The 25,204-nt window shown below is 60.3% G+C and carries 17 protein-coding genes and 1 pseudogene; 6 read left to right on the plus strand and 12 right to left on the minus strand.

The genetic code is table 11. The annotated features are described in order from the left end of the window. Positions 1-110: 110 nt before the first annotated feature. The 3 genes from F8N96_RS30650 to F8N96_RS30660 form a co-directional block, all read right to left on the minus strand. A complete protein-coding gene (locus tag F8N96_RS30650) occupies positions 111-4,616 on the minus strand; it encodes a hemagglutinin repeat-containing protein (RefSeq protein ID WP_150800981.1) in 4,506 nt (1,501 codons plus the stop codon). Positions 4,617-4,698: 82 nt separating this feature from the next. Beyond that, complete coding sequence (locus tag F8N96_RS30655) at positions 4,699-6,384, minus strand: ShlB/FhaC/HecB family hemolysin secretion/activation protein (protein WP_412071831.1); 1,686 nt, start codon at positions 6,382-6,384, stop codon at positions 4,699-4,701. 450 nt (positions 6,385-6,834) lie between these two features. Continuing rightward, a complete protein-coding gene (locus F8N96_RS30660) occupies positions 6,835-7,971 on the minus strand; it encodes an MFS transporter (RefSeq protein ID WP_150800983.1) in 1,137 nt (378 codons plus the stop codon). Positions 7,972-8,070: 99 nt separating this feature from the next. Between F8N96_RS30660 and F8N96_RS30665 the strand changes: the two genes are divergently transcribed. From F8N96_RS30665 to F8N96_RS30675, 3 genes are all read left to right on the plus strand, one after another. Next, complete coding sequence (locus F8N96_RS30665; RefSeq protein ID WP_150800984.1) at positions 8,071-8,835, plus strand: AraC family transcriptional regulator; 765 nt, start codon at positions 8,071-8,073, stop codon at positions 8,833-8,835. 96 nt (positions 8,836-8,931) lie between these two features. Then, positions 8,932-10,053: an HlyD family secretion protein gene (locus F8N96_RS30670; protein WP_150800985.1), complete on the plus strand. Its 1,122-nt coding sequence runs from the start codon at positions 8,932-8,934 to the stop codon at positions 10,051-10,053. Next, positions 10,050-11,642 (plus strand): DHA2 family efflux MFS transporter permease subunit, encoded by a 1,593-nt coding sequence (locus F8N96_RS30675; protein ID WP_150800986.1) that lies wholly within the window; start codon positions 10,050-10,052, stop codon positions 11,640-11,642. The genes F8N96_RS30670 and F8N96_RS30675 overlap by 4 nt, the downstream gene beginning before the upstream one ends. A 124-nt stretch (positions 11,643-11,766) precedes the next feature. Here F8N96_RS30675 and F8N96_RS30680 read toward each other — a convergent pair whose 3' ends face one another. After that, entirely contained in the window at positions 11,767-13,629 is a 1,863-nt protein-coding gene (locus F8N96_RS30680) for a DUF3857 domain-containing transglutaminase family protein (RefSeq protein ID WP_150800987.1), read from the minus strand. A 230-nt stretch (positions 13,630-13,859) separates the two neighbouring features. Further along, positions 13,860-14,300, minus strand: coding sequence for a carboxymuconolactone decarboxylase family protein (locus F8N96_RS30690; RefSeq protein WP_150800989.1), 441 nt, complete (start codon positions 14,298-14,300; stop codon positions 13,860-13,862). A 206-nt stretch (positions 14,301-14,506) separates the two neighbouring features. Between F8N96_RS30690 and F8N96_RS30695 the strand changes: the two genes are divergently transcribed. Beyond that, positions 14,507-14,932 (plus strand): hypothetical protein, encoded by a 426-nt coding sequence (locus F8N96_RS30695; RefSeq protein ID WP_150800990.1) that lies wholly within the window; start codon positions 14,507-14,509, stop codon positions 14,930-14,932. On the opposite strand, the gene F8N96_RS30700 is transcribed toward F8N96_RS30695, so the two are convergent. From F8N96_RS30700 to F8N96_RS30710, 3 genes are all read right to left on the minus strand, one after another. Then, positions 14,880-16,322, minus strand: coding sequence for a mechanosensitive ion channel family protein (locus tag F8N96_RS30700; protein ID WP_150800991.1), 1,443 nt, complete (start codon positions 16,320-16,322; stop codon positions 14,880-14,882). The two genes, F8N96_RS30695 and F8N96_RS30700, sit on opposite strands and share 53 nt — an antisense overlap. 182 nt (positions 16,323-16,504) lie before the next feature. Beyond that, positions 16,505-17,131, minus strand: coding sequence for an isochorismate family cysteine hydrolase YcaC (gene ycaC / locus F8N96_RS30705; RefSeq protein ID WP_150800992.1), 627 nt, complete (start codon positions 17,129-17,131; stop codon positions 16,505-16,507). 125 nt (positions 17,132-17,256) lie between these two features. Beyond that, positions 17,257-18,123, minus strand: a complete 867-nt coding sequence (locus F8N96_RS30710) for a pirin family protein (protein ID WP_150800993.1) — start codon at positions 18,121-18,123, stop codon at positions 17,257-17,259. 106 nt (positions 18,124-18,229) lie between these two features. On the opposite strand from F8N96_RS30710, the gene F8N96_RS30715 reads away from it, so the two are divergent. Continuing rightward, a complete protein-coding gene (locus F8N96_RS30715; protein WP_150800994.1) occupies positions 18,230-19,138 on the plus strand; it encodes a LysR substrate-binding domain-containing protein in 909 nt (302 codons plus the stop codon). A gap of 140 nt (positions 19,139-19,278) precedes the next feature. Further along, entirely contained in the window at positions 19,279-20,082 is an 804-nt protein-coding gene (gene dkgB, locus F8N96_RS30720; protein WP_150800995.1) for a 2,5-didehydrogluconate reductase DkgB, read from the plus strand. A 3-nt stretch (positions 20,083-20,085) separates the two neighbouring features. On the opposite strand, the gene F8N96_RS30725 is transcribed toward dkgB, so the two are convergent. From F8N96_RS30725 to F8N96_RS30740, 4 genes and pseudogenes are all read right to left on the minus strand, one after another. Then, complete coding sequence (locus F8N96_RS30725; RefSeq protein WP_150800996.1) at positions 20,086-23,319, minus strand: transporter substrate-binding domain-containing protein; 3,234 nt, start codon at positions 23,317-23,319, stop codon at positions 20,086-20,088. Next, entirely contained in the window at positions 23,320-23,955 is a 636-nt protein-coding gene (locus tag F8N96_RS30730; protein WP_150800997.1) for a response regulator transcription factor, read from the minus strand. A 109-nt stretch (positions 23,956-24,064) separates the two neighbouring features. Then, positions 24,065-24,478, minus strand: a complete 414-nt coding sequence (locus tag F8N96_RS30735) for a response regulator (protein WP_150800998.1) — start codon at positions 24,476-24,478, stop codon at positions 24,065-24,067. Between the two features lie 333 nt (positions 24,479-24,811). Next, positions 24,812-25,187, minus strand: a pseudogene (locus F8N96_RS30740) (ornithine monooxygenase); the annotation flags it as partial. Positions 25,188-25,204: the final 17 nt, after the last annotated feature.

A 25,204-nucleotide genomic window follows, 5' to 3' on the forward strand; every position in this document is an offset into this window, starting at 1 on the left:
AATTCAATGACTTATATACGCTTAGGGTCTTTTGGACACCCCGGATAGGGTCTTAATGACCACTGCAGACCGGTCATAAAGACCCTATCCGGGGATAATACGATGCTGGCTTAACTCGCGTCCTCGTCGATCCCCGCTGTCAACGATTGGCGATCGAAACGACCGCCAAGGGTCCCGGGACCGACTTTTAAACTGTGCTCACCGGGAACCGCGACTTCGGGTTTGCTGCCCTCGGTGGCCGGTTTCTGCGGCAAATCCAGTCCGCCCCTGACGCTATAGTCGAGGTTACTCAAGGTCGTGGTGCCAACCCTGGAGTCACCCAGACCCACGCGGCCTTCAGCTGAAGCGATCCTTGCGCCCGTCAGTTGCGTCGTGCCATCGACCTTGAGATTCACCCCCTGTGTACCGCTGATGCCGGAAGCCTGGCCCACGCTGTCCTTGTACGCATAGGTGCCATCGAACTTGAGGGTCGGTTTGTAATCGAGACCTTTGAGCCCGGTGTTTGGCGCCTGTGCGAGCTGGCCGGCCGGCGCGGCTTTCTTGCCGGTCAGCCCCAGGTCGAGATCAACCTTGGCCGAGGTCTGGCGGTCCTGAGGGCTTTGCACGTTCAGATTGCCTGCGACCGTACCGCTCACCTTCCCGGCATCGATCCGCGCTCCCGCCAATTGCACATCGCCCGCACTGTTGAGCTCGACGCTGTCCGCTTTGATCCGGCTGTTCTGCCCGGTCGTGCCGCTGAGGTAATCAACCCCGACCTTGGCCCCGGCATTCAACCCCAGGTCACTGGACGCGACGTTTTCGCTGGCGGTGGGTGTGCTGCTGCCAAGGTTGCCCCCGGCCTTGAGGTCTAGATCCCAGTTGCTGCGGTTCTGTGTGGACTGCGCGGATTGCAACTGGATCCCGCCCTTCTGTGCATCAAGACCCACGTCCGGCGCGCTCACCCGGGTGCCTTGCAGGCGGATCGAATCGCCGCTGAGCCCGATCCGCTGCTGGCTCTGGAGTTGGCCGCCGGTCAAGGTCCGCGACGCTTCATCCACCCGACCGGCATTCAGATTGAGGCTGAGGTTGCCGGCCTTGTCGATACTGTTCTCGGTGCTGGTTTTACTGCCGCCCACCTTCAGGCCGCCGCCGAGATGGCTGTTCGTGACGAGGTGGGTGCCGGTCGCCGCTTGCACATTCAGTTTGCCGCCGACTTCCAGATCTATTGCGCCCGGCAGGTCGATGCGGGTCCCTTGCAGCACCAGATCGCCGCCGCTGCTCAATGTTACCGGGCCTTGACCCTCGATACTGGCGACCCGGGCCTGGCTGTCCCGGGTCTGGTCACCTTTATGATCGAGCTGCACGCCGGCGCCGAGATCGATATTGGTGCCGTTGGTGCCAGGCAGGGTACCGACTTTCAATGAGGCGTTGCCGCGCAAGCTGGACGTGTCGCTGTCCTGACGGTCGTTGGCTTGATTCAGTGCCAGGTTGCCGCCGGCCTTGACCGTCACGCCGCCCACCCCGCTATCGAACTGGCTGCCCTCGAACTGCCCGTCGCTGCCCACGTTGATGCTCACCCCCTGGCTGCCGGCGTAACGGCCGACCACGGCGGTGGATGCCTCCTTATTCGTCCGACGGCTGCCACCTTCACCGCTGCCGGCAACGTTCAGGTCTTCCCCGGTCTTGGTGTAGACCCGCACGTCAACTTTGGCGTCCAGCGCCCGATCATCGCTGCCCTGGGTGATGCTCGCGGCGTTGGCGATCAACCGGTCCGCGCTGATGTTGACGTTCCCGGCAGTGGCCTCATACCGGGTGCCCTGGTCCTGCAACAGACCGGCGGCTTTGACGTCCACGGTGCCGCCCTGGAACTGACTGACTTTATCGTTGCTGTTTTGCAACTGGCGGTCGGCATTCTGATGTGCGACGGCGACGTCGACCCCGATATCAGGCTGACCGACCTTGCCCAATGCGCCCGCGTCCGGGACCTTTGTCTGCGTGACGTTTTTGACGAGAGCGGCGATGGGGCGGGCGATGTCCTTGTACGCGACATCGACACCGAGGCTCGCCGACCAGTTGGTTTCCTTGTGTGTAGTGCTGTCCGTGTCCTGCGCCACGCGGTTGTCGATTTCCCCGGCGTCGACCATCAGCCCTTTGCCAGCGCTGACCTGCGCACCTTCAGTGATCAGTTTTTCCGCGTTGAGGTTCAGTTTGCCGCTGCTCTGGACCTTGCCGGTTTGGGCGGTGGTGGTGTCGCGGATGTCCTGGGACGTCGAATGCGCGAAGTCCAGGCCGCTGCCTGCGCGATCGAGGCCGCCGGTGTAGTAGAGACTGCCGCCGGTGCTGCGCTGCTCCGTCGACGTGCGCTGACGGTCCTGTTCGGCCAGCAGTGCCACGGTTTTGCCCGTGAGGGACACATCGCCCGCGGTGGCCTGGACATCGGCGCCCTTGAGCGTCAGGTTGCCATCTGCGGTCAGTTGCACGTCAGATCCGGCCAGGCTGGAGCCTTGCTGGCGCACTTCGTTGCCGGCCCGGGTTTGTGTCTTATCCTCATAACTCACGCCTGCGCGGTACTGGCCGGCGTCCGGCGAATTTTCTTTGGCGTAGGCATCGAAGCCACGGCTGGCGGTGGTATTGCTGCTGTCGACCGTGTTCTGCGCCGACTGCACATTCAGATCGCCCGCCGCCTGCGCATTGAGCGTCCCGCCCGCCTTGACCGTGGAGCCCGCCACTTCTATGTCCCTGGCGCTCTTGAGGGTGAGGTTGGTGTCCGACGTCAACTCGCTGCGTACCGTGGTGCTGTCCTGAGTCTTTGAGCGAGTTTCATTTTGGCTGATGCCGAGAAATTTGTTGTCCTTGTTGTGGGTGCTGATGCGGGATGTGTCCTGCACGCCATCGATGATCAGCGAACCCTTGTCGCTGATGACGCTGGCCTCTGTGCCGCCGCGCACCTGGCTACCGCTGATGCGTACGTCGTCGGCCTTGACGATCAATTTGCCGCCGGCATTGATCGCGCTGCCCTGGTGCAGGGTCTTGCCCTGATCGGAGTCCCCGGCCTTGCCAAAGAATCCGCCGCCGACCAGGTCGCCGGAGTAGTGCTCTTCACGTTTGAACCCGGTGCCGGGGGCAGTGGTGATTTCCACCCGTTTGGCGGCTATCTGGACATCGTTGGGGCTGGTCACTTGTGCGCCTTCAGAGCGCAGCAACCCGGCCGCGGTCAAGGCGATGTTGTCGCCCTTCAATTGCGTGGTGATACTGCGCGGCTCCTCACTGCGACTGTCCCAGCTTTCTGTCCATAGGTGTTTGCGGCGTTTGCCCTGATCGGATTCAGTCTTGCTTTCAATGGCCGCCGTGAGGCGCAGATCGCCGCCGCTCTTCACCCTGAGATCCTTCGCCGCCTCGACCCGGGCAGCTTTGAGCTCGGTATCGCCGCCCGAAGAAAGATCAACGTCACGGCGGGCAATAATCTGGCTGCCGTGCTGCCGCGACTCGCTCCCGGTCTGGATCTGCTCGTGGGTTTCCCAGGTGATGCCCAGGGTGTCCTTGCTCCAGTCGTTGCGTTTCTCCTGGAGCCGGAGGGCTTCGACAGTCGTCAGGTTCAGGTTGCGCCCGGCATCGACCTTGACGTCACCACCACTGACATCGATGGCCGCCAGCGTCAGGTCCCTGGCGCTGTGCAACCCGACATCGCCCTGGCTGCTATGAACGCCGGCGCGTACCACCCCGAGACTGTCCTTCACGTGCCCGCCGCTGATGACCAGATCGCCGGATGAACGAATCTGCACACCGTCCCGACCTGCAACCTGCACCGCGCCGACCCGCACGCCGGCGCCTTGCGCGGTACTGACAATGTTGATGCGCCCGGCCTGCATGGCGCCGAACAGGAACGCGTCGATACGGCCATCGCTGCTATGGCCGCTCGGGTTGACGGCCCGCACCTGCCCGCTGGCGTAGTCCACCGAATTGCGCCCGAGCGTGAGGTTCAAGTCATCGCGAGCGCCCAGCTTGCCGTTACTGTCGATACGCGGAGCTATCAGGTTGATCGAGCCTTCATTGTTCTGCGCCCCCGCGCCCCGCACGTTCAGCTCACCCGTGGCATCGCGGGTGCTCAGGGCTTGCAGCTTGCCTTCGTTCAGTTCGGGACGTCCGACCACGAGGCTGGCATTGGGTGTGTTGATAAAACCTGCGCCATTGAGCGAAATGCCGTTGGGGTTGGCCAGGACGTAATCGGCGCTACGGCCGAAGATTTCCTGGAGGCCATTGATGGCCGAGGCGTTGCGACTGATCACTTCGTTGAGGATCACGCTCGCCGCCTGCCCCTGGAACTGCGGGTTGGCGGCCAGTTGCCCGGCGAGTTGCGACTGCCCGGCTTGCAGGGCGTTGTTCAGTACCAGGCCCTGACGGTCGACGTTGTAGTCGAGAAACTGGTTATGGGACAGGCCGGAACCGTTGGGCGCAACGATATTGACGATGGGCACGCCGTCCCGGGTTTGCAATTGCGCGGTGCCGCCGGGCCCGGGCGCGACCACGACCCCCGCCGCCAGGGCGTTGGGCACGGGTGCGATGAGAAACAGGCTGGCAATCGCCCAGCGCAATTTGCCGCCGGGGGCGAGATGGAACGCAAAGGGTTTTGCTGACATAAGAACCTCAAGTGCATATCACGGCGCGCTGAATGGACTGCCGTGGCTGGCGCGCACAGCACCCTCGGCAGTTTTGTTGTATTCAGATCTGCCATCCCACGCGCATCAGCCAGGTCCGCGGCTCGTGCTTGAACCCCTCGGGCATGCTGACGCTGCGTTGGTAATCGAGGTCCAGGTGCAGGTTTTTCCAGCTCAGGTTGACCCCGATACCTGCGCCGCTCAGGTAGTGGTTGCGGGCGCCGCGATCGGCCTGGACCCAGCCGCTGTCCAGCCCCAGGCGCGGGGTGATCTGCACCGGCAAACCGGTTTGCAATGGCAGGCGCAAAGTGTTGCGCCAGATCGCCCCGCTGGCGCCGGACGCACTGTTGATCCGATATCCGCGCACCGCCGAATCGTCGGTGACCAGCAGTTGCTCGATGGCCGGCAAAGGGTCAGGGCTGTATTGCACGTTGAGCTGGCTTTGCCAGTGCCAGGCCTGCTCGCCGAAGCGGCCGTTGCTCCACCGACCGAGGCTGGCGCGATACTTGCGAAACTGCGCCTTGGGCAGACGGTCGTACCGACGCTCGGCATCATCGTCCGCGCCAAACCAGCGCAGGCCCTGGGCGTAATTGAGGTCCAGGTTCCACACCGCACTGTCGAGCCAGAACAGATTCAGCCCGGCTTCGGCCACGGTCAGGGTCGGGCTCTGAATCGACAGGTGCAAGGGCCCCCAGTAGCTGTCGACATCTTTGTGGGCCAGTTGCAGGTTGGCGCTGAGCTGATGGCTTTGGCCGCGCCATAACACTCGATCGGCGCGCAGGCTGAGCTGGTCGGTCGTGCCGGTGGTATGAAACGTCAGGTAGCTCAGTTTGAATGGCGCACGGTATTCGGCATGGCTGGCCAGGACACTCCAGGTCCAGTAGCCGTAGGGAATGGCGTAATACAGGCTGGCGCTGCGACTGAAGCGATCGCCCTGATTGAGGGTGTCGCTGAAGCTGACATTCAACAAATCATTGATTTGCAGCGGCGAGTCCAGACCCAGACTGAGCGTATTACGGTCGCGCCCGGTGCTGGCGCTGCCGAGATTGTCCAGGCCCAGGTTCAACGCCCAGCGCGATTGATCCCGGGAGCGCGAGCGCAAGATGATCCGCGAGGCGCCAGGCTGGCTGCCGGGGGCGATGTCGGCGCTCAGGTCCACGGAGCGCAGACGGTTCAATTGATCCAGCCCCTGCTCCAGGTCCCGCAGATTCAGCGCCTTGCCGAGCATCCCCGGAAACGCTCCGCCGAGGGCAATCGGCAGGCTCTGGTCGCCCAACTCAATAGACTCGACGTAGCCTTCATCGACCAGAATATCCAGCGACTGCCCGGCCTCTGGCGTCGTACTGAGGTATGGCCGACTGGCGATGTAACCCGCCTGCACATAGAGTTCGGTGATGGTCGCCAGTACATGGTTAATCTGGTTTGCGCCCATGCACGGCGACAATTTCGGGGTGATGCGCAGGTTGAGTGTCTTGCGGTCGATCAGCGTGACACCACCGACGCGCACCCCGCTGATGGACCAGCATCGCTCATCGACAGCCATTGTCTCTGATGTCTCTGGCGCGGTCGGCGTGCCACTGAAACTGCCGCGTTCCAGTTGTCTGCGGCGTTGATCCAGTTGTATCTGATGCAGGTCGCGTTGTTGCTGTTGCTGCTGGCGTAATACTTCCTGTCCGGGGGCGGAAGATTCGGCGGCATACAGCGGAAAAACACTCAAACCGAGCAACAAGGCAGGCAAGGACGAGCGAATATGGGGACGACGAGGTACAACGCGAATAGTATTCGGCACCTGACTTCCTGGCGTTTTCGAAAGGGCGTTATGCCGGTTCGTCTATGCGTTTAATAGTTAAAGCATCGTTGTATTTCTGCAATACGCTGATTACGGGTTTTAAACGCTTTCAAGTCCATTAATTACTCGCGCCTTACTTTACTCCTCCACAAATCCTACCCATCTACTCCTACTTATTACTTTCAAACTAGCGCTTTTCAACAGTCAACCTCCTACTTCCTACATACTAGTTCACTGCTTCCTACTGCCGATTTCTTACTTGCAACTTTCAGCGCCCTGCTTCCTACATAAACAGAGAAAACTAAAATCAATTGGTACAAAATATTAATGGATGGTGATCTTCATACTTAAAGGCAGTGAACCTGTTCGCGATGGCGAGCGCTCAGGCAATCGAGACGACCATGAATAAAATCACTGCCCCCTGTGCTGTTGCCCCGTCCTGGCCAACAGCAACGCCAACGCACCGCACAGCATCAAGGTTTCACCCAACGCCTGCCCCCAGGCCACAAGCAACAGCCCACCACCGATCAACAGGTAATAAAGCAAACCAAATAACGCGCCAGCCGTGCCCAACCGGTCGCCATAATTCACCAGGGCCGAACCCAGGATGTTCGGGATCGCCATGCCGAACGCCAGTACCACCGGCAACATTGCCAGTACCAACAGGACACTGTCCTGCATCAGCCAAACGCCCATACCACCCAGCAGCGCCGACACCGCCGCAAGCCGAATCAGCCGAGGGCCACTGTGCCCTCGACCCAACAGCCGTTTGTTGAGCCAGGCACCGAGGCCGGACCCCAAGGCCAGGACCACGCCGCTGTAACCGAACCATGACGCACTCAAGTCCAGGCGCTGAAACACAAAGGGGCCGAGGCTGTAGTAGCTGAACAGGGCAATGTTGAACAGCGCCACCAACAGCGTCGAGCGCCAGATATCGAGGTCCTGGAGCATTCTCCACAGCGTCTCGAACAGCGCAGGCACGGTCACGGTCTGTGGCCGGGTTTCCGGCAAGGTGCGCAGACACCACAGCCATAACATCGCAGCCACCAGCAATAGACACCCCACCACACCGCGATAGCCAAAGGCCTGTACCAGGCTCGCCCCGGTGAACAGGCCAATCGCCGGGCTGGCCGCCAGCGCGATGCCCATCAACGAAAAAACCTGGGCCAGTTCCGCACCCTTGAAGCGGTCGCGCAGCAGGGTTTGCGTGACGACCGAACCCACCGCGGCACCGAAGGCCGCCAGTGCCTGGGCTGCCAACAAGGCAGTGAAGTGACTGACACTCAGCGCCAGTACCGATGCACCGGTGTACAGCGCCAACCCGATAAGCATCGTCGGCCGGCGCCCGATCCGGTCGCACAAACGACCCCACACCACCACGCCAAAGGCGAAGGCCAGGAAAAACACCGACAGGGTTTGTGCCGCTCGCTGCGGCCCGACGGCAAAGGCCTGGCCGATGTCGGCCAGGGCCGGGCTATACAGGGTTTGTGCGATTTGCGGAAACATCAGTGATGCAATGGCCAATGCCAGCAGGTTTCTGGAATTCATCAACACGTCGCTCTTCAAGACAATTGCCGAGCAGCATACGAATTCACGTCTGGCGTATTATCCAGATCCTGACAATCTATCAATGAAATCGGACAAACCATGGCATGGCTCGATGCCCGCGCTCGATTCAATCCCGACAGCTACCCGGCGCCTGTCATCGGCATCGCTGCAATCCTTGGCGATCACGATTCAGGCGTGCATCAACACCAACGGGGGCAGCTGCTGTTCACCCGCCAGGGCTGCACGCGCATCACCCTGGCGCAACAGTTGTGCCTGTTGCCGCCCTCCCGCGCCGCCTGGATTCCGCCCGGGGTGACCCACCGCGCAGTGATGCAGCAGAGCGTCGACTACCGCTCCATCTACCTGATTCCCACGTTGTGCGCCGAGCTGCCGCAAACGACCTGCGTGATTGAAGTCAGCCCATTGCTGCGAGCCGTACTGGAGCCGATGGCCGACGCCCACTTCGACAGCGATTGGCAACAGGGCAAGTTCATGCATTTGCTGGGGCTGTGCCTGAGCGAAATCCGCGACGCCGCGCACCAACCGATGCTCTTGCCATTGCCCTGGGACAAACGCCTGTCACCGCTACTGGCAACGCTCGAACAGCTGCCACCGGAACTTCAAGTCCTGGAACGACAGATCGGCGCCAGCAGCCGAACCATCGGGCGAATCTTCCAGCGGGAAACCGGGATGGGTTATCAGCAGTGGCGCCAGCAATGGCGGCTGATGCGCGCCATCGAACTGCTGGCGACCGGGCGCAACATCAGTTGCAGCGCTTTCGAACTGGGGTTTGCCAGTGACAGCGCATTTATTGCTTTCTTCAAGGACATGACCGGCATTACGCCTGGTGCCTGGCTGAAATGAACACCTGACGACCGGCCGCAAAAACCAATTGCGACAAAATATTACATACGTCATATTATATATGTAATATAGGCCCGTTCCCCACAGGTAATCACCATGACCAGCATGCCCACTCTTGAACCCGACCTTGCTGTCTCGGTGACTACCGCCAAGCCTCGCCTGCTCAAGCGCCTGCTCCTGCTGACGGCCGCCGTAGCCGCTGTGGTCTGCGCCGGTCTGTACGCGAGTCACTGGTGGACCGCCGGCCGTTTCATAGAAGAAACCGACGATGCCTACATTGGCGGCGACGTGACGGTGATCGGGCCCAAGGTCGCGGGTTATATCGAAGAAGTGCTGGTCACCGACAACCAGCAGGTCAAGGCCGGCGACGTATTGATTCGGCTCGATTCCCGTGACTACCGCGCCCACCTGGCCAAGGCCGAAGGTGCGGTGGCTGCCGAGCAAGCATTGCTCGCCAATCTCGACGCCACCGAACAATTGCAACACGCGGTGATCGGCCAGGCTCGTGCCGGGATCGATGCCGCTGGCGCCGAGACGGCTCGGTCACGGGATGACAACGCACGCTACAAACGCCTGGTCGGCAGCAATGCCGTCTCGGTCGAAAGTGCCCAGCGCGCCGACGCCACCTTCAAGACGGCCCAGGCATTGAGTGCAAGGGCCCAGGCCGAACTGCTGGCCGCACAACGCCAGCTGGCCGTGATCGAAACCCAAAAACAACAAGCCCGCGCCGCGTTGATCCAGGCCCGGGCCGAGCGTGACCTGGCGCAGTTGAATGTCGGCTACACCGAACTGCGGGCCCCCATCGATGGCGTGATCGGCAATCGTCGGGCGCGGGTCGGCGCTTATGCCCAGGCCGGTTCACAACAGCTGTCGGTCGTGCCGGCCCGCGGGCTGTGGGTTGACGCCAACTTCAAGGAAGATCAACTGGCGCGCATGACGCCCGGCCAGCGGGTAATCATTCATGCCGATGTTCTCTCGGGACAGGAATTCCACGGCCACCTGGACAGTCTCGCCCCGGCCAGCGGCTCGCAATTCAGCGTGCTGCCGCCGGAAAACGCCACGGGTAACTTCACCAAGATCGTACAGCGGGTGCCGGTGCGGATCCTGCTTGACCCGGCCGACGGCGTGCTCGGCCATCTTCGTCCGGGCCTGTCGGTGACCGCTGAAGTGGACACCCGCCAAGGGCCTGAAACCCCAGCCGTGGCCAGCGCACCATGAGCCGCGCCCTCGCCGCTCCCGCGCCACCATTCGATGCCGCGAGCATGGCGACAGCGACCAAGGTCTTCGCCTTCGCCAGCATGTGCATCGGCATGTTCATCGCCCTGCTGGATATCCAGATCGTCTCCGCCTCGTTGCGCGACATCGGCGGCGGACTTTCGGCGGGCACCGACGAAACCGCGTGGGTACAGACCAGTTATCTGATCGCTGAAATCATTGTGATTCCGCTGTCCGGGTGGCTGTCCAGGGTGTTCTCCACCCGCTGGTTGTTCTGCGCCTCGGCGGTGGGTTTTACCTTGGCCAGCCTGCTGTGCGGCGCGGCCTGGAACATCCAGAGCATGATCGCCTTCCGCGCCCTGCAGGGGTTTCTCGGCGGTTCGATGATCCCGTTGGTGTTTACCACCGCGTTTATTTTCTTCAGCGGCAAACAACGGGTGATCGCTGCTGCAACCATCGGCGCGGTGGCCTCACTGGCACCGACCCTGGGGCCAGTGATCGGTGGCTGGATCACCGACATTTCGTCCTGGCACTGGTTGTTCTACATCAATCTGGTGCCGGGGATTTTCGTCGCGGTGGCGGTGCCGATGCTGGTGAAGATCGACCAGCCGGAACTGTCGCTGCTCAAAGGCGCCGACTACCTGAGCATGCTGTTCCTGGCGCTATTCCTCGGCTGCCTGGAATACACCCTCGAAGAAGGCCCGCGCTGGAACTGGTTCAGCGACAGCACCATCCTGACCACCGCCTGGATCAGCGGACTGGCCGGTCTCGCCTTCATCGGCCGCACCCTGCACGTGGCCAACCCGATCGTCGACCTGCGTGCCCTGAAAGACCGCAACTTCGCCCTCGGCTGCTTCTTTTCATTCGTCACCGGGATCGGCCTGTTCGCCACTATTTACCTGACCCCGCTGTTTCTCGGCCGGGTGCGTGGTTATGGCGCGCTGGACATTGGCCTGGCGGTGTTCTCCACCGGCGTATTCCAGATCATGGCGATTCCGCTGTATGCCTTCCTGGCCAACCGCATCGACCTGCGCTGGATCATGATGACGGGCCTCGGGCTGTTCGCTTTGTCGATGTGGGATTTCAGCCCGATCACCCACGACTGGGGGGCCAGGGAATTGATGCTGCCCCAAGCCTTGCGCGGGATTGCCCAGCAACTGGCGGTGCCGCCTGCGGTCACCCTGACCCTCGGCGGCCTGGCACCGTCGCGGCTCAAGCATGCCTCGGGATTGTTCAATCTGATGCGAAACCTGGGGGGTGCCATCGGCATCGCTGCGTGCGCGACCATCCTCAATGACCGCACCAACCTGCATTTCACCCGGCTGGCCGAAAACCTCAACAGCAGCAACGAAGCCCTGAACCAGTGGCTGGCCCAGGTCGGCAACAACTTCGCCGCCCTGGGCCAGAGCGGCGACGTCGGCGTCACCGCCAGCCTGCGTCAACTCTGGTTGCTGACCTACCGCGAAGCCCAGACGCAAACCTACGGCGACGCGTTCCTGATGATCATGGTCGGCTTCATTATTGCCACAGCGATGGTTCCTTTGATGCGCAAGGTGCAACCACCGGCCGCGCCGAGTGCGGACGGGCATTGAGAACGCTCGTGGGTCTATACGTTAGATCAATATCACTGAAGGTTGTGCGGTCGCCAATCAGGCGGTCAACATCTACGCACCCTCTTGATACCGGCTCTTTCGCGACACCATGAACTCACCAACCCTATTGAACCTGAACCACAATCTGTGATTTCAAATCGCTAATCATGGAGCCAATCACTGAACTCATGCCTTTGAAATCTTCAGGACTGCATAACGCACTGGGGTTGTGAAACTTCAGATATCGACGAACGACCACTGCGCCAGGCTCTTTTGAGTAGTTGGAAATGTACTCAAACTTTTCATGGCGCAAGGTAATCGACTTAGGCACCGCGACAATACTGACCTCTTTTGTAAACTCAAAACGCGCCTGCTCTTCAGTCTCTACCGAGATGCAGGTAAAGGCCTGAACACGATTGCTCTCCGCTGCGAAAATAAAAACGTTCTGCGCAATACCTCCCACGAAGCTGCTCATAGTGGAAAGACCCGTAGGCCCTGGAAAGGCAACCAGATTCTCTGACAGACCGACCATTTTTATTGAAAGTTCGTTATTGCCAGCCTCAAGTTTGGCAGCGCTGAACTCTCCTCTACCCGTCTGTCCATAGCTCGCCAAGACTTTTTGCACCAACTGGTTCCTATCAACGGCGCTCATGGAGTTAACAGCGTAACGGTTGGCTTCTGCTGCCCAACCTGTGATTCGGGATGAGTGAGTAAACTCAGCTTCACCATTTGCGCGAACCTTGAACACCGTATTACTCTCAACCTTTCCGTCCTGGATGGAAGGAGTACGTCCCAGCGTTCCTGACTTGCTGAAAACGACAGGTTTATCCAGATTGAAAATGGGCAGATAACCGCCAGCAACCCCTTCTGCGGTGGAGTCCAGATAAAGATCGAGAGTCGGAATATAGGTAATAGCATGATTGATCACGCCCAGAGTTGGAACCTTGGGCAAGGTATACGCATTCTCGGCGTTAAGAAGCGCAGGTGTACTCTCTATCCCCACCGCCGAGAGCAATGACTCCAACAACGCCACGTGATCTTTGCAGTCTCCATAGCGATTCGCCAGAATCGTTTCGACCGGATTAGGAACGACGCTCCCCGCCCCCACATAGACGGCGACGTAGCGGATATTTTTTCGTACCCAATCATTCAGGGCAATTGCTTTGTCCCGAGGGTCAACCAGATGGGCGGTTATCGTCTGCGCCAACTGACTGATGTCTGCTGTTACACGACTCTTGGCCCGGGCATCGTAAGCCTGGGCAAAGGCCTTGAAGTCAGGAAAGGTAGAAACTGCCAGATACTGGCCGTAATCCTGATAGGCGACAGAGCCATTTTCGATACGCGCTTTTTTATCAGGGATATTGTCCCAGCGGTAAATGGTTCGCCCCGCCACAGTGACAGGATAGACAGCCTTGAAACCCCGAGCATCGGCGTACAATGGCATGCTCTGCGGCAAGTCATAAACAAGCGTGTACTGCTTGGTAGGGTGAAACGTGGGATTGGATAACGACTCGAAGTGCTGCGCAAACAATGCAGTGTGGCGATGTGTCCTGGATCGAATAATAAGGCGGTCACCCACAGCGACGTCGGGAAAGATGACCACCTTGACCAAGGTATCCTGGAACATTGGCGCGTCTGCTGATCCTCGCTCCTGTTGCTCTTTGATCTGGTCAGGCTGGACCGCAAATTTTCGACCATCCGGCTTTTGCGTGAATGCCTCGACAACCTCAAGATTTTCAAGGCTTCGGTTGTAGTTCAAATAATATTGTGCATAAACCTTAACGGCCCGTTCTTCATTGATCAAGACCACTACGTCATTGGTGGCTATAAAGCTGCCGTCTGCGTTAATGACATACTTGCGAATATCTTTTTCGATTGTGACCGAGGTGTCTGCGCCATCGTTGTTTGCCAACGCTGAGGTTACTGCCATAAGACAGCAGGCGATGAAACCAAGCAATCGCAAACACTGAAAGATATAAAGTCGCATATATGAACACACTTGATAAATAAGATGTGTTCGCAATATACCGCAGCATTACAACAAAAATTCGTTTCCCTCGACGCCGAAAGTAGAATCAGAACACTCCTACATAAGTCCTACAGAAACGTCCTTCAGACGACCATAGTCCGTTTCATCCTCGCCACGGCGATGGTGCCCTTGATGCGCAAGGTGCAACCACCGGCCGCGCCGAGTGCGGATGGTCATTAAGCGGAGTGTTACTCCTGCGGCATCTTGCGAAAACCCACCGCCAACCGGTTCCAGCTATTGATTGTGCAAATCGCCACAGTCAGGTCAACCAGTTCCTTAGGGGCGAACTGAGCAGCTGCCAGTTCGTAGTCTTCGTCTGGCGCGTGGGTCTGGCTCAGCTGCGTCAGGGATTCGGTCCAGGCCAGTGCCGCGCGTTCGCGGGGGGTGAAGAACGGTGTTTCGCGCCAGACCGACACCGCGTACAGCCGGCGTTCGGTTTCGCCGGCCTTGCGGGCATCGGCGGTGTGCATGTCGATGCAGAAGGCGCAGCCGTTGATCTGCGAAGCGCGCAGCTTGACCAGTTCGATCAGCGGTTTTTCCAGCGGCAGCTTCGACACGGCGGTGTCCAGCGCGATCATGGCTTTGAGGGCGTCGGGGGAAGCGGTGTAGAAATCGATACGAGGTTGCATGGTGGGCTCCAGTAACAAAAGGTGTGGAGCTACGTTAATCCCGCACCGACAACCAGCAAATAGCCAATTATTGGGAAGTCGAGTATGCCAATGGACGGGTTCGAAAATAATTCATATGGGTAATTGCCATCACCGCACCGACATCATTAGAATGCGACTCATTCTTGATAACTCGGCCAGGATGCCGGACACGAGTATCCTCGTCCATGTCGCCCTCACCCGAAACGCGTTTGCCAGCTGCCGCTTCGCCGAATGCCGAATCCCGTTGGCACCTGGAGTCTTTGTTGTGGGAAATGCCGGAACAGGCGCGTGAAGCCTTCCTGCTCTCGCAGATCCATGGGCATGGCCGCGCCCGGATCACGTCGCAGCAATCGGCGCACAGAAAACCGCCGACGCGTCGACAGACCTTGGCTTATCTGGGATTGATACTGATAGCCGGCCCCGTTGGCATGGTATGGCAACATGCGCCGTTCGAGGACTGGAACAGCGATGACCGCACCCTGATCGGTGAACCGCTGGTTCGTCAGGCGCCGACTGACGGCCCACTCGATTGCAGCCGCCCCCGTGACTTGCAAACTCCTACGTTCGATTGCGCAACCACTGCAAAAACCCCTTCTTCGCCACAACCTTAGGTACTTCCTCGGTCAGCGTGCGCGCCTTGTTCAAGCGGAAATCCAGCAGCGCCTTCATCGCCTCGCTGATGTCATGCCGCGCATCCAAGCAGGGTTTGAGATATTCCTTCTCGATCCGGTACAGGCTGCAGAATGTCTTGGCGGTAAACTGCGCCGGGAGCGCCGTATCGGACAATATCCCGCCCTCGCCGATCACCTCGCCCGGCCCCATGCGCCCGGACTCGAACATGACGCCGCCACGGCTCAGCTCCACCGAGATCACGCCGGATTCGATGATCAACAGATGATCGCTGACCTCACCTGCCGGCAGAATCAGTTCGCCGGCGCGGAAGGTTTGCAGTGTCATGTTCTGGCTGAAGGTTTCCTTCTCTTCCTGACGCAGGGTCGAGAAAATGTTCGAGGTGTCGAGCAATGCCCGTGGCCGTGACAGGTTGGCCGGTGCATTCGATTCGACGCTCGACAACAGGCTGACACCGGATGCATGCAAGTGCCGGAACGCCAGGTCGAACAGCTGATTGCGCACCATGCGTTTCTGATCCATCGACTCGACGAAACCGCTGATCTCGTATTCCATCCCGGTGCTGCTGGAGCTTTTCAACGAGACACTGGGCGCCGGTTTGCTCAGCAACTGGCGACAGCCCTGCATGGCCCGTTCCGGGGCTTCGATCACCGTGTTCGGACGGGCGTGGGGGCTCAGTTGCAAGCTGATCGAGACGCCGAAAATGTCGCTCGGGCGGCTGAAGTTGATGATCTTGGCCTTGGCCGCCAGCGAGTTGGGGATCACCGCCATGCTGCCCTGGACGGTTTGCAGGCGCGTGGCGCGCCAGTCGATGTCGGTGACCCGGCCTTCGGTGCCGTCGATGGAGATCCAGTCATCCAGTTGGTAGGGTTTGGTGGTGTTGAGGACGATCCCGGAGAACACGTCACTGAGGGTACTTTGCAGGGCCAGGCCGACGATGATCGCCAACGCACCGGACGTGGCCAGAACGCCCTTGACCGGGAGTTCGAGCACGTAGGCCAGGGCGGCGATGATGGCGATCAGAAAGATCACCGCACCGAGCAGATCCTGCAATAACCGCCCGGTGTGCCCTACCCGCTGCATCATCACGGCGCCGATCAGCACCGTCAGGGTTCGCGCGGCGAACAGCCACCAACCGATCTGCAAACCGACCGCTGCCAGGTGCAGCGGGATATTGTCAGCCCAGGGCGCCGGCTCCAGCGGGTTCAAGCCTTCGTTGAACAGCACGACGCTGAACAGCGAGAAAATCACCAGCCGCACCACCAGTTTCCAGTGGCTGCCATTGGCACTGATCAACCGCCACAGGCCGAGATCGATCAGGATCAGGACCAGGGCGCAGAGCAAGGGGTGATCGGTGAGCAGGGACAGCATCGAGCGACTCCAGACACGTGCGGATGGGCACAGTGTAGGAGCAAACGCGGGCTCGAGAACAATACAAAAACCTGTAGGAGCCGGCTTGCTGGCGATGGCGGTCTGTCAGTCACTGAATCGGTGACTGCTCTACCGCTATCGCCAGCAAGCCGGCTCCTACAGAGGGCGATGTGTGTCAGGGGTTACTTGCTGTTGGTCAGCGCGTTGTAGCTGGTAAACAGGTTGCGATAGTCCGGGATGTGGTTGGAGAACAAGGTGCCCAGGCCTTCCACGTCGTTGCGCCAGTCGCGATGCAGCTCGCAGGCCAGGCCGAACCAGGTCATCAGTTGCGCACCGGAGGACGACATGCGGTCCCAGGCCGATTGACGGGTCAGTTCGTTGAAGGTGCCGGAAGCATCGGTCACCACAAACACATCGAAGCCTTCGGCCAATGCCGAGAGCGCCGGGAACGCCACGCACACCTCGGTCACTACGCCCGCGATGATCAGTTGTTTCTTGCCGGTGGCCTTGATCGCCTTGACGAAGTCTTCGTTGTCCCAAGCATTGATCTGGCCAGGACGGGCGATGTACGGCGCGTCCGGGAACAGCGCCTCGAGCTCGGGCACCAGCGGACCGTTGGGGCCGGTTTCGAAACTGGTGGTGAGGATGGTCGGCAACTTGAAGTACTTGGCCAGGTCCGCCAGGGCCAGCACGTTGTTCTTGAAACGGTCCGGTTCGATGTCGCGCACCAGAGACAGCAGGCCCGCCTGATGATCCACCAACAGAACGGCGGCGTTATCCTTGTCGAGACGTTTGTAAGAAGTAGTCATGGCAATTCCTCGCTTTTAATCGATGCCGAACGGTGCCGGCGTGAGTGAACTCTGTTTTTTCGTCAAACGCGGCCAGACAAGCGTAGTCATCCACGCCTGGCACGCCACAGCGCTGTTGCGTTGAATCAACCGCTCATCCGACCGAAACGGCCCGATTGGAAGTCGGCAAAGGCTTGATGGATTTCCTGCTCGGTGTTCATCACGAATGGACCGTGACCGACGATCGGCTCGTCGATCGGTTCGCCGCTGAGCAGCAACACCACGGCGTCGTTGTTGGCTTCCAGGCTGAGCTGATGGCCGTCGCGCTCGAACAGCGCCAACTGCCCTTCCCGCACCGGCTCCCGACCGTTGACCTGAACCGTGCCGCGCAGCACCACCACGGCGGTGTTGCGCCCTTCGTGCAGGTCCAGGGTCAGCCGCTTGCCGGCGTTCAAGCGCAGGTCCCAGACATCGATCGGCGTGAAGGTCCGCGCCGGGCCGGTTTGGCCGTCGAACTCACCGGCGATCAGGCGCAGGCTGCCGGCGTCGTCCTTGAGCGCAATGCTCGGGATGTCACCATCGAGAATCGTCTGGTATCCGGCGTCGGCCATTTTGTTCCTGGCCGGCAGGTTGACCCACAGTTGCACCATTTCCAGGGTGCCGCCGCTCTTGGCGAAGCCTTCGGAGTGGAATTCTTCGTGGAGAATCCCCGACGCCGCGGTCATCCACTGCACGTCGCCTGGGCCGATCTTGCCGCCGCTGCCGGTGGAATCGCGGTGCTCCAGTTCGCCCTTGTAAACGATAGTCACGGTTTCGAAGCCGCGGTGCGGATGCTGACCAACGCCACGACGTTCGGTGGTCGGGGTGAAATCAGCGGGGCCGGCGTGATCGAGCAGCAAAAACGGGCTGATGTGTTTGCCCAGGTTGTCGTAGGAAAACAGCGTACGAACCGGAAAGCCGTCGCCGACCCAATGGGTACGTGGGCTGGTGTAGATACCGATGATGTTTTTCATCCTGCCTCTCCAATTCTGTTGTGTGACGCGATGGACAAAGCTTAAAACCGCAGCCTTTGATGCACTAGACTGCAAAAATCGGCTTTAGCGTTCTATATGGAGAACGATGGTGGAAGACCTCAACACCCTCTACTACTTCACCCAAGTGGTGGAACACGGCGGTTTCGCCCCGGCCGGACGGGCGCTGGACATGCCCAAGTCCAAGCTCAGCCGGCGCATCGCCGAGCTCGAAGAGCGCCTCGGCGTGCGCCTGCTGCACCGCACCAGCCGGCATTGTTCGCTGACCGAAATCGGCCAGGCCTATTACCAGCGCTGCCTGGCCATGCGCGTGGAAGCGGAAAGCGCCGCCGAACTGATCGAACGCAACCGCTCCGAACCCCAGGGGCTGGTGCGCATCAGTTGTCCCACCGCCCTGCTCAATGCCTGGGTCGGGCCGATGCTGACCCGCTACATGCTCAAGTACCCTCTGGTGGAGTTGTTTATCGAGAGCACCAACCGCCGGGTCGACCTGATCCACGAAGGTTTCGACATCGCCCTGCGGGTGCGCTTTCCGCCGCTGGAAAACACCGACATGGTGATGAAGGTATTGGGCAACAGCACCCAGAGCCTGGTGGGTAGCCCGGCGTTTTGCGAACGCCTGTCGGCACCCGCGGCCCCGGCCGACCTCAGCGGTTTGCCGAGCCTGCATTGGGGTGGGGCGCAGCGTGAATATCAGTGGGAACTGTTCGGCGCCGATGGCGCCAGCGCGGTGATCCGACACGCGCCGCGCATGGTCACCGACGACCTGTTGGCGCTGCGTCACGCGGTGCTGGCGGGGATCGGCATCGCCCACCTGCCCAACGTGGTGGTGCGCGAAGACATCGCCGCCGGACGCCTGGTGGAACTGGTGCCGGGCTGGGCCCCCAAGAGCGGGATCGTGCACGCGATATTCCCGTCACGCCGCGGGTTGCTGCCGTCGGTGCGGACGTTGATCGACTTTTTGGGGGAGGAGTTCAGCCGTAGCGATATTGCCTAGGGCGGCGGGAGGGGGGTTAAGATCCGTAGAGGTTGATTCGTGACTTGCGGTAAACATTGCTTTGCCGATCCAGCGGTTTTTCTCAAGGATGCAGCCGGGGATACTCCTGTCCATTCCCACTGCAACCCCTGGAGTCATTGATGTCTATTCCCGCATTCGGTCTGGGTACGTTTCGCTTGCAAGGCCAGGTGGTCATCGATTCGGTGAGCACTGGCCTGGAGCTCGGTTATCGGGCCATCGATACCGCGCAAATCTACGAGAACGAAGCCGAGGTCGGCCAAGCCATCGCCGCCAGCGGCATTGCCCGTGAACACCTGTTCATCACCAGCAAGATCTGGGTCGCCAATTTCGCCAAGGAACGCCTGATCGACAGCCTCAAGCAAAGCCTGGAAAAACTGCAGACCGACTACCTGGACCTGACCCTGATCCACTGGCCGTCGCCGGAAGACCAGGTGCCTGTGGAAGAGTTCATGGGCGCCCTGCTCGAAACCAAAAAACTCGGCCTGACCCGGCAGATCGGCGTGTCCAACTTCACCGTCGACCTGATGAAGCAGGCGATCGCCGCCGTCGGTGCCGAGAACATCGCCACCAACCAGATCGAACTGCACCCGTACCTGCAAAACCGCAAGGTCGTCGAGTTCGCGCAAAGCCAGGGTATCCGGATCACCTCGTACATGACCCTGGCCTACGGTGAAGTCCTCAAGGACCCGGTCATCCGGCAGATCGCCGATCGACTGCAGGCGACACCGGCCCAGGTCGCCCTGGCCTGGGCCGTGCAAATGGGTTACGCCGTGATTCCCTCGTCCACCAAACGGGCCAATCTGGCGAGCAATCTGAAAGCCAGTGCGATGAAATTGAGCGACGCCGACATGGCCTTGATCGCTGGCCTGGATCGCGGCCAACGGTTGACCAGTCCCAAGGGCATTGCCCCGAATTGGGATTGAACGTCAGCCCTGTGCAAGACGTTGATCCAGGCGCGTCATGGCCTGTTGCAACTGATCGACCGCCTCGTCGATCAGTGCCGCGCGGCCCTCGCCACAGGCCCGTTCCAGTTGCTCGCAGCACTGGATCAGGCTGGCCGCGCGAACCATCAGCGCGCCGCCCTTGATCCGGTGCGCCAGTATCGGCAAGTTGTGGAGATTGTTACTGGCGTGCAACTGCAGTAGAAGCTCGCGATCAGCGCGGTTGGCCACCGCCAGATCGCGCAGCAATTGTTCGATCAGCTCACGGTCTTCACCGACGTAGTGCTCCAGGCCGCTCAGGTCGATCTCGGTCGTGGCAGGGGCTGCGATCACACTGGGCAATTCGTCGGCAAATCTCGAGGCCAGCCAGGCACTCAGATCCGCCAGCCGGATGGGTTTGAACAGGCAGTCGTCCATCCCCGCTTCAACGCAACGGATCTTTTCCTCGGGCTGCGCGTTGGCGGTAAACCCCAGAATCAGCGTCGGTTGCAATCCCTGGGTCCGCTCGTCATCGCGTATCGCTCCCGCCAGTTCATAACCACTGATCACGGGCATGTTGCAGTCGGTAATGATCAGGTCGAACTCATGTTCGCGCCATCGCGCCAAGCCGCGCTCGCCGTCCTCGGCCGCGAGCACCTGGTGGCCGAGGACGCTCAGCTGCCGTGACAGCAACAATCGATTGGCCGGGTAATCGTCCACCACCAGGATCACCAGCGCCCGGGTGGGCACCTGAACTTCGGCGGGCAACTCGCGCGAAGGCAACGGTTGCAAAGCCACCAGCTCAAGGCTGACGTCGATCCGGGTGCCCTCCCCCAGAACGCTGGCGAGCTGCAAGCGACCGCCCATCATTTCACACAAGGAGCGGCTGATCACCAATCCCAGGCCGGAACCGTTGCGGCCGGACTGCTGGCTGTTGCCGCCCTGAACGAACGGACTGAACAACCGCTGCCGATCCACGGTGCCGATGCCGATACCGCTGTCTTCAATACACACACTGACCGCCAGATGCCCCGACCGGGCAGGCTCGACCCGCAGCGTCAGGCTCACTTCACCTTTATGGGTGAACTTGATGGCATTGCTCAACAGATTGGACAGCACCTGCTTGAAGCGCGTGGGGTCGATCAACACGTCGCAGTCGCTGTTCCGGTCCAGATCGACGCGCCACGCCAGGTGCTTCTGGCGTGCCAGGCCCTCGAAAACCCGACACACCGATTCCACCAGCGTGCGCAGGTTGGCGCGGTCAGGAGCCAGCGACAAATGCCCGGATTCGATGCGGGCGATGTCCAGGATGTCGCCGATCAACGCCAGCAACTGTTGCCCGGCAGTCGATGCCACTTCAATCGCGGCACGGTCGGCAACGCCCTCCTGCGCCTGCTTCTGCGCCAATTCGAGCATGCCGATCAGAGCGTTCATCGGCGTGCGGATCTCATGGCTCATGGTTGCCAGAAACGTGGTCTTGGCCCGATTGGCCTCGTCGGCGGCGTCCTTGGCGTCCTGCAGTTGCCTGAGCAACAGCTGGCGCTGGCGGATCTGCCGGCGCTGATAACCGATCCAGACCAGGGCGAGCACCAGCAAGGCGCCAGCGCCGGCAAATGCCTGGAAAATGGCCTGGCGATGACGCAGCCAGAAGCTTTGCTCCACCATCAGATCATTGCGCCAATAGAGGGTCAGGTCATCGATTTCTTCGGGCGCGATGCTGAGCAGCGCCTTGTCCAGGATCGAATGCAGCTCAACCGCGTCGCGACTGGTGGCCAGGGTACTGCGGGCCGGATCGGTACCGACGGTGCTGGTCACCCGCAGCTGATCCCGGTAGCGCCGGGAAATCATGTAGCGGGCAGCGATCAACGAGTTGATGGCGCCGTCAGCCTTGCCCCGGGCGACCATGTCCATCGCATCCGCGGTCAAGGGTGCATTGACCAGCCTGATCTGCGGGAAATGCTGACGAATGAATTCACCGGCACTGTTGCCCTGGGTGACCGCCAGGGTTTTGCCGGCCATTTCATCCAGGGTCGTGGGATTGTTCGGCCCCGAGCGAGTCACCAGCACATTCGGGCTGGTGAGGAATGGGCGAGTGAAGCGCAACCCGGCCTCACGTTCGATACTGGGGCTGATCCCCGCCACCAGATCGACCTTTCCGGTCTTGAGCGACTCCAACATGTCGGCGATTGATCTGGCGGGCCGTATATCGAACTGCAAGCCGGTGCGCAGACTGATTTTGTCCAGTACGTCAGCACTGATGCCGCGGAACTTGCCATCGCTGTCGATAAACGAAATCGGCAGGATGTTTTCGTTCATTGCCACGCTTGCACGGGGATGTCGATCGAGCCAACGCTGCTCGGCCTCGCTCAATTGCAGCGCTTGCGTACCTGGCATGGAAGGCCCGTTGGCGCCCCATCGACGCAGGATATTCATTTGTTCATTGGTGCTCACCGCCGCAAGCGCGCTGTTGACGATGCGATGCAAGGGTTGATTGTCGCGGCTCATCGCAAACGCAAAGCGACCGGACTCCATGGACGAAAAATCGGCCAACTGCACGTTGTTGAGATAGTTCTTGCTGATCAGGTAATGGGCGCTGATCGCATCGCCCAGATAGACGTCCGCTTGCCCGAACGCTACGGCCCCCACGGCACTCAGGGTAGAGGGAAACAATTGGACGCTGGCCAGGGGATAAAACGCCTGCACCCTGTGTTCAGGCAAATAGTGGTACAGCGTCGCCAGCCGTTTGCCAGCCAGGTCCGGGGTCAGCGGCGGCGAAGACGCTGTGCGTGTCACCAGCACCGGTTGGTCGACGGCATAGGCACTGGACATGCGCAGCTCAGTGTTTTGGGCCTCATAACTGTTGGCCGTGCCGAGCAAGTCCGCGGCACCTTGCTTGATTGCCCGCACCGCGTCCTCTCGCGATGGGTAGCGTTGAACGTCGATCGCTACGTTCAGGAGCTGCTGCAGCAGACCGGCATAGTCAGCCGTCAATCCCTCGTAGTCAGTGCCCGTGGTCGTGATGTCGAAGGGGGGATAATCCGGTGCGGAGACGGCGAGCACCAATCGGCCCTTTTGCCGCAGCCAGCGCGAATCGGTCTCTGACAGTTTGACGGCAGGCCCCTCGGCACTGGAGCGACCCAGCAACGTCAGAGTCTGCGGCTGCGCGCAGACACTCGATGCCCAGAGACACCCCGATAGCAGGAGGGCTGTCAGGCTGCACCAACGCCGCAAGATGCTCATTCAGATAAGATGATTGCGCAGGGCGAAATCCCTCAGGTGCACCGGGGATTGCACATTGAGTTTTTCTATTGTCCGGGTCTTGTAGGTGCTGACCGTCTTGTGGCTCAAATTCATGATTTCGGCGATGGCCTTGTTGCTCATGCCATGGGCCAGATACTGAAAGATCGTCAACTCCCGGTCGGAGAGTTTGTCGATCAACTCTTTTTCGCTGCGTTGCAAGCTGTTGAGCGACACCGAGCTCGAAGGCAGCCTGGCGAAATAACTATAACCGGCCATGACCGCCTGCACGGCCTTGTGCAGATGTTCCAGATCATTGGCCTTGGACACATACGCCGAAGCACCGGCACGCATGCAACGGTCCTGATAAAACAGGCCTTCCAGGGAGGTAAACACCACGACCCGGCACGACACTTCACCGGACTGGATCCGTGCCAGCACCTCAAGCCCGTCCAGCGAGGGCATGATCAGATCCTGCACCACCAGATCAGGTTTATGTTCGCGGATCATCGACAAGACCTCGTTACCGCTGGACACCTCGTAGATCTGTTTGAACCCCTCCTGTCTGAGCAAGATTTTCACTGCAGCGCGAACCACCGGATGATCGTCCGCTATCAGCGCTGACTTCGCTGACTTCATGGCAACTCCCTGTGCAAAGGCACTACGAACGGGCAATCAATGCCCTTGGGCCAGGCCCGGGTTAACACAACGGCTGCGCAGAGACTGTTGCATGGAATTTCGGGTGAATCTACCTGACAGAAATGACAGTGCCGACCAACGGTAGTGAGCGATCAATGAGCGTCATCATCCTTTCTATGGTCGCCAGATCGGGCAGCGAAGCATGGCTCACTTGAACCTTCTGCTGCCCGCAGGCCGGGATCGGCGGCAGATGCGCCTGTTGACCGTCGTAGATCAGGGCATAATCGACCTGCGGGTTATCGAGGAAAAAATCGAGCAGGTCCAACGCGCCGCCGGCCAACGAGGCATGGATGACCACCAGATCGAATGGCGTGGCACTGTATTCGACCAGCGTCAGCAGCTCCGCCAGGTTTTGCACCGGCGCCACCCGGTAATAGCCGAGCCGGTTGAACAGGCGCTCGATTCTCATCCGCTGAAAATGTTGCTCATCGGCAATCAGGATACGTAACGCTTGGTTCGACAACGGAGGCCCCCGGCAGGGTGTTTCGTGAGGGCACAAGGCTACGGAAGAGCGGACAAGCTTTCTGTAGGACTATTCCGAAAATCGGGAGCGTCTGATCTGGTGTCGGGTAGGGATGTCGGGTGGCGAGTGAGTAAATGCTGCACTGGGGGTGGGGGAATTGCGAGGTTCGTAAGGTAGGGGCTGGGTGCAGAATTTGTATTGTTCTTTCGGGCCTCTTCGCGGGCAAGCCCGCTCCCACAGGGGATCCCGGTCGTACACAAAATTTGTGTTCACTGGTGATCCAGTGTGGGAGCGGGCTTGCTCGCGAAGGCGGCTTGATAGGCGCTACATATTTTAGCTGGCAGTCGCGAGCAGCAAATCCATCACCGACCGCCCCTGCCCCCGCGCCTTGCCATGCTCGTACAACGAACCGGCAATCTCATCGGCACGAATCGGCAGGATCGGTGTCGCTCAAGCCATGGCTGGCCTGGCAGAAGCCCTGCATATAGATGCCGGCCTTGCAGCGCTCGTCGGTGATGAGTTTGTAGTTGCGATCCACTTCGAAATCGCCCAGGTATTGCTCCAGCGGGGCCAGCAGCTTGCGGTGCATCTACCGCTCGTAACCGGTGGCCAGCACCACGGCATCGTAATGCCGCACCGTGACTTCGCCGGTGGCGTTGTTGCTCACGGCCAGTTCGGTGCCGCGTTCGGTGGCGGTGGCTTTTTCGATACGCTCAGATCATAAGG

This window comes from Pseudomonas fluorescens (assembly GCF_902497855.1).
Classification (GTDB): Bacteria; Pseudomonadota; Gammaproteobacteria; order Pseudomonadales; family Pseudomonadaceae; genus Aquipseudomonas; species Aquipseudomonas fluorescens_BI.

Coding starts and splice junctions, on each gene's coding strand:
- F8N96_RS30675 (WP_150800986.1), top strand. CDS start 10,050: ATGAGCCGCGCCCTCGCCGCTCCCGCGCCACCATTCGATGCCGCGAGC.
- F8N96_RS30725 (WP_150800996.1), bottom strand. CDS start 23,319: ATGAGCATCTTGCGGCGTTGGTGCAGCCTGACAGCCCTCCTGCTATCG.
- F8N96_RS30710 (WP_150800993.1), bottom strand. CDS start 18,123: ATGAAAAACATCATCGGTATCTACACCAGCCCACGTACCCATTGGGTC.
- F8N96_RS30660 (WP_150800983.1), bottom strand. CDS start 7,971: ATGAATTCCAGAAACCTGCTGGCATTGGCCATTGCATCACTGATGTTT.
- F8N96_RS30715 (WP_150800994.1), top strand. CDS start 18,230: ATGGTGGAAGACCTCAACACCCTCTACTACTTCACCCAAGTGGTGGAA.
- F8N96_RS30730 (WP_150800997.1), bottom strand. CDS start 23,955: ATGAAGTCAGCGAAGTCAGCGCTGATAGCGGACGATCATCCGGTGGTT.
- F8N96_RS30665 (WP_150800984.1), top strand. CDS start 8,071: ATGGCATGGCTCGATGCCCGCGCTCGATTCAATCCCGACAGCTACCCG.
- ycaC (WP_150800992.1), bottom strand. CDS start 17,131: ATGACTACTTCTTACAAACGTCTCGACAAGGATAACGCCGCCGTTCTG.
- F8N96_RS30690 (WP_150800989.1), bottom strand. CDS start 14,300: ATGCAACCTCGTATCGATTTCTACACCGCTTCCCCCGACGCCCTCAAA.
- F8N96_RS30650 (WP_150800981.1), bottom strand. CDS start 4,616: ATGTCAGCAAAACCCTTTGCGTTCCATCTCGCCCCCGGCGGCAAATTG.
- F8N96_RS30680 (WP_150800987.1), bottom strand. CDS start 13,629: ATGCGACTTTATATCTTTCAGTGTTTGCGATTGCTTGGTTTCATCGCC.
- F8N96_RS30670 (WP_150800985.1), top strand. CDS start 8,932: ATGACCAGCATGCCCACTCTTGAACCCGACCTTGCTGTCTCGGTGACT.
- F8N96_RS30700 (WP_150800991.1), bottom strand. CDS start 16,322: ATGCTGTCCCTGCTCACCGATCACCCCTTGCTCTGCGCCCTGGTCCTG.
- dkgB (WP_150800995.1), top strand. CDS start 19,279: ATGTCTATTCCCGCATTCGGTCTGGGTACGTTTCGCTTGCAAGGCCAG.
- F8N96_RS30695 (WP_150800990.1), top strand. CDS start 14,507: ATGTCGCCCTCACCCGAAACGCGTTTGCCAGCTGCCGCTTCGCCGAAT.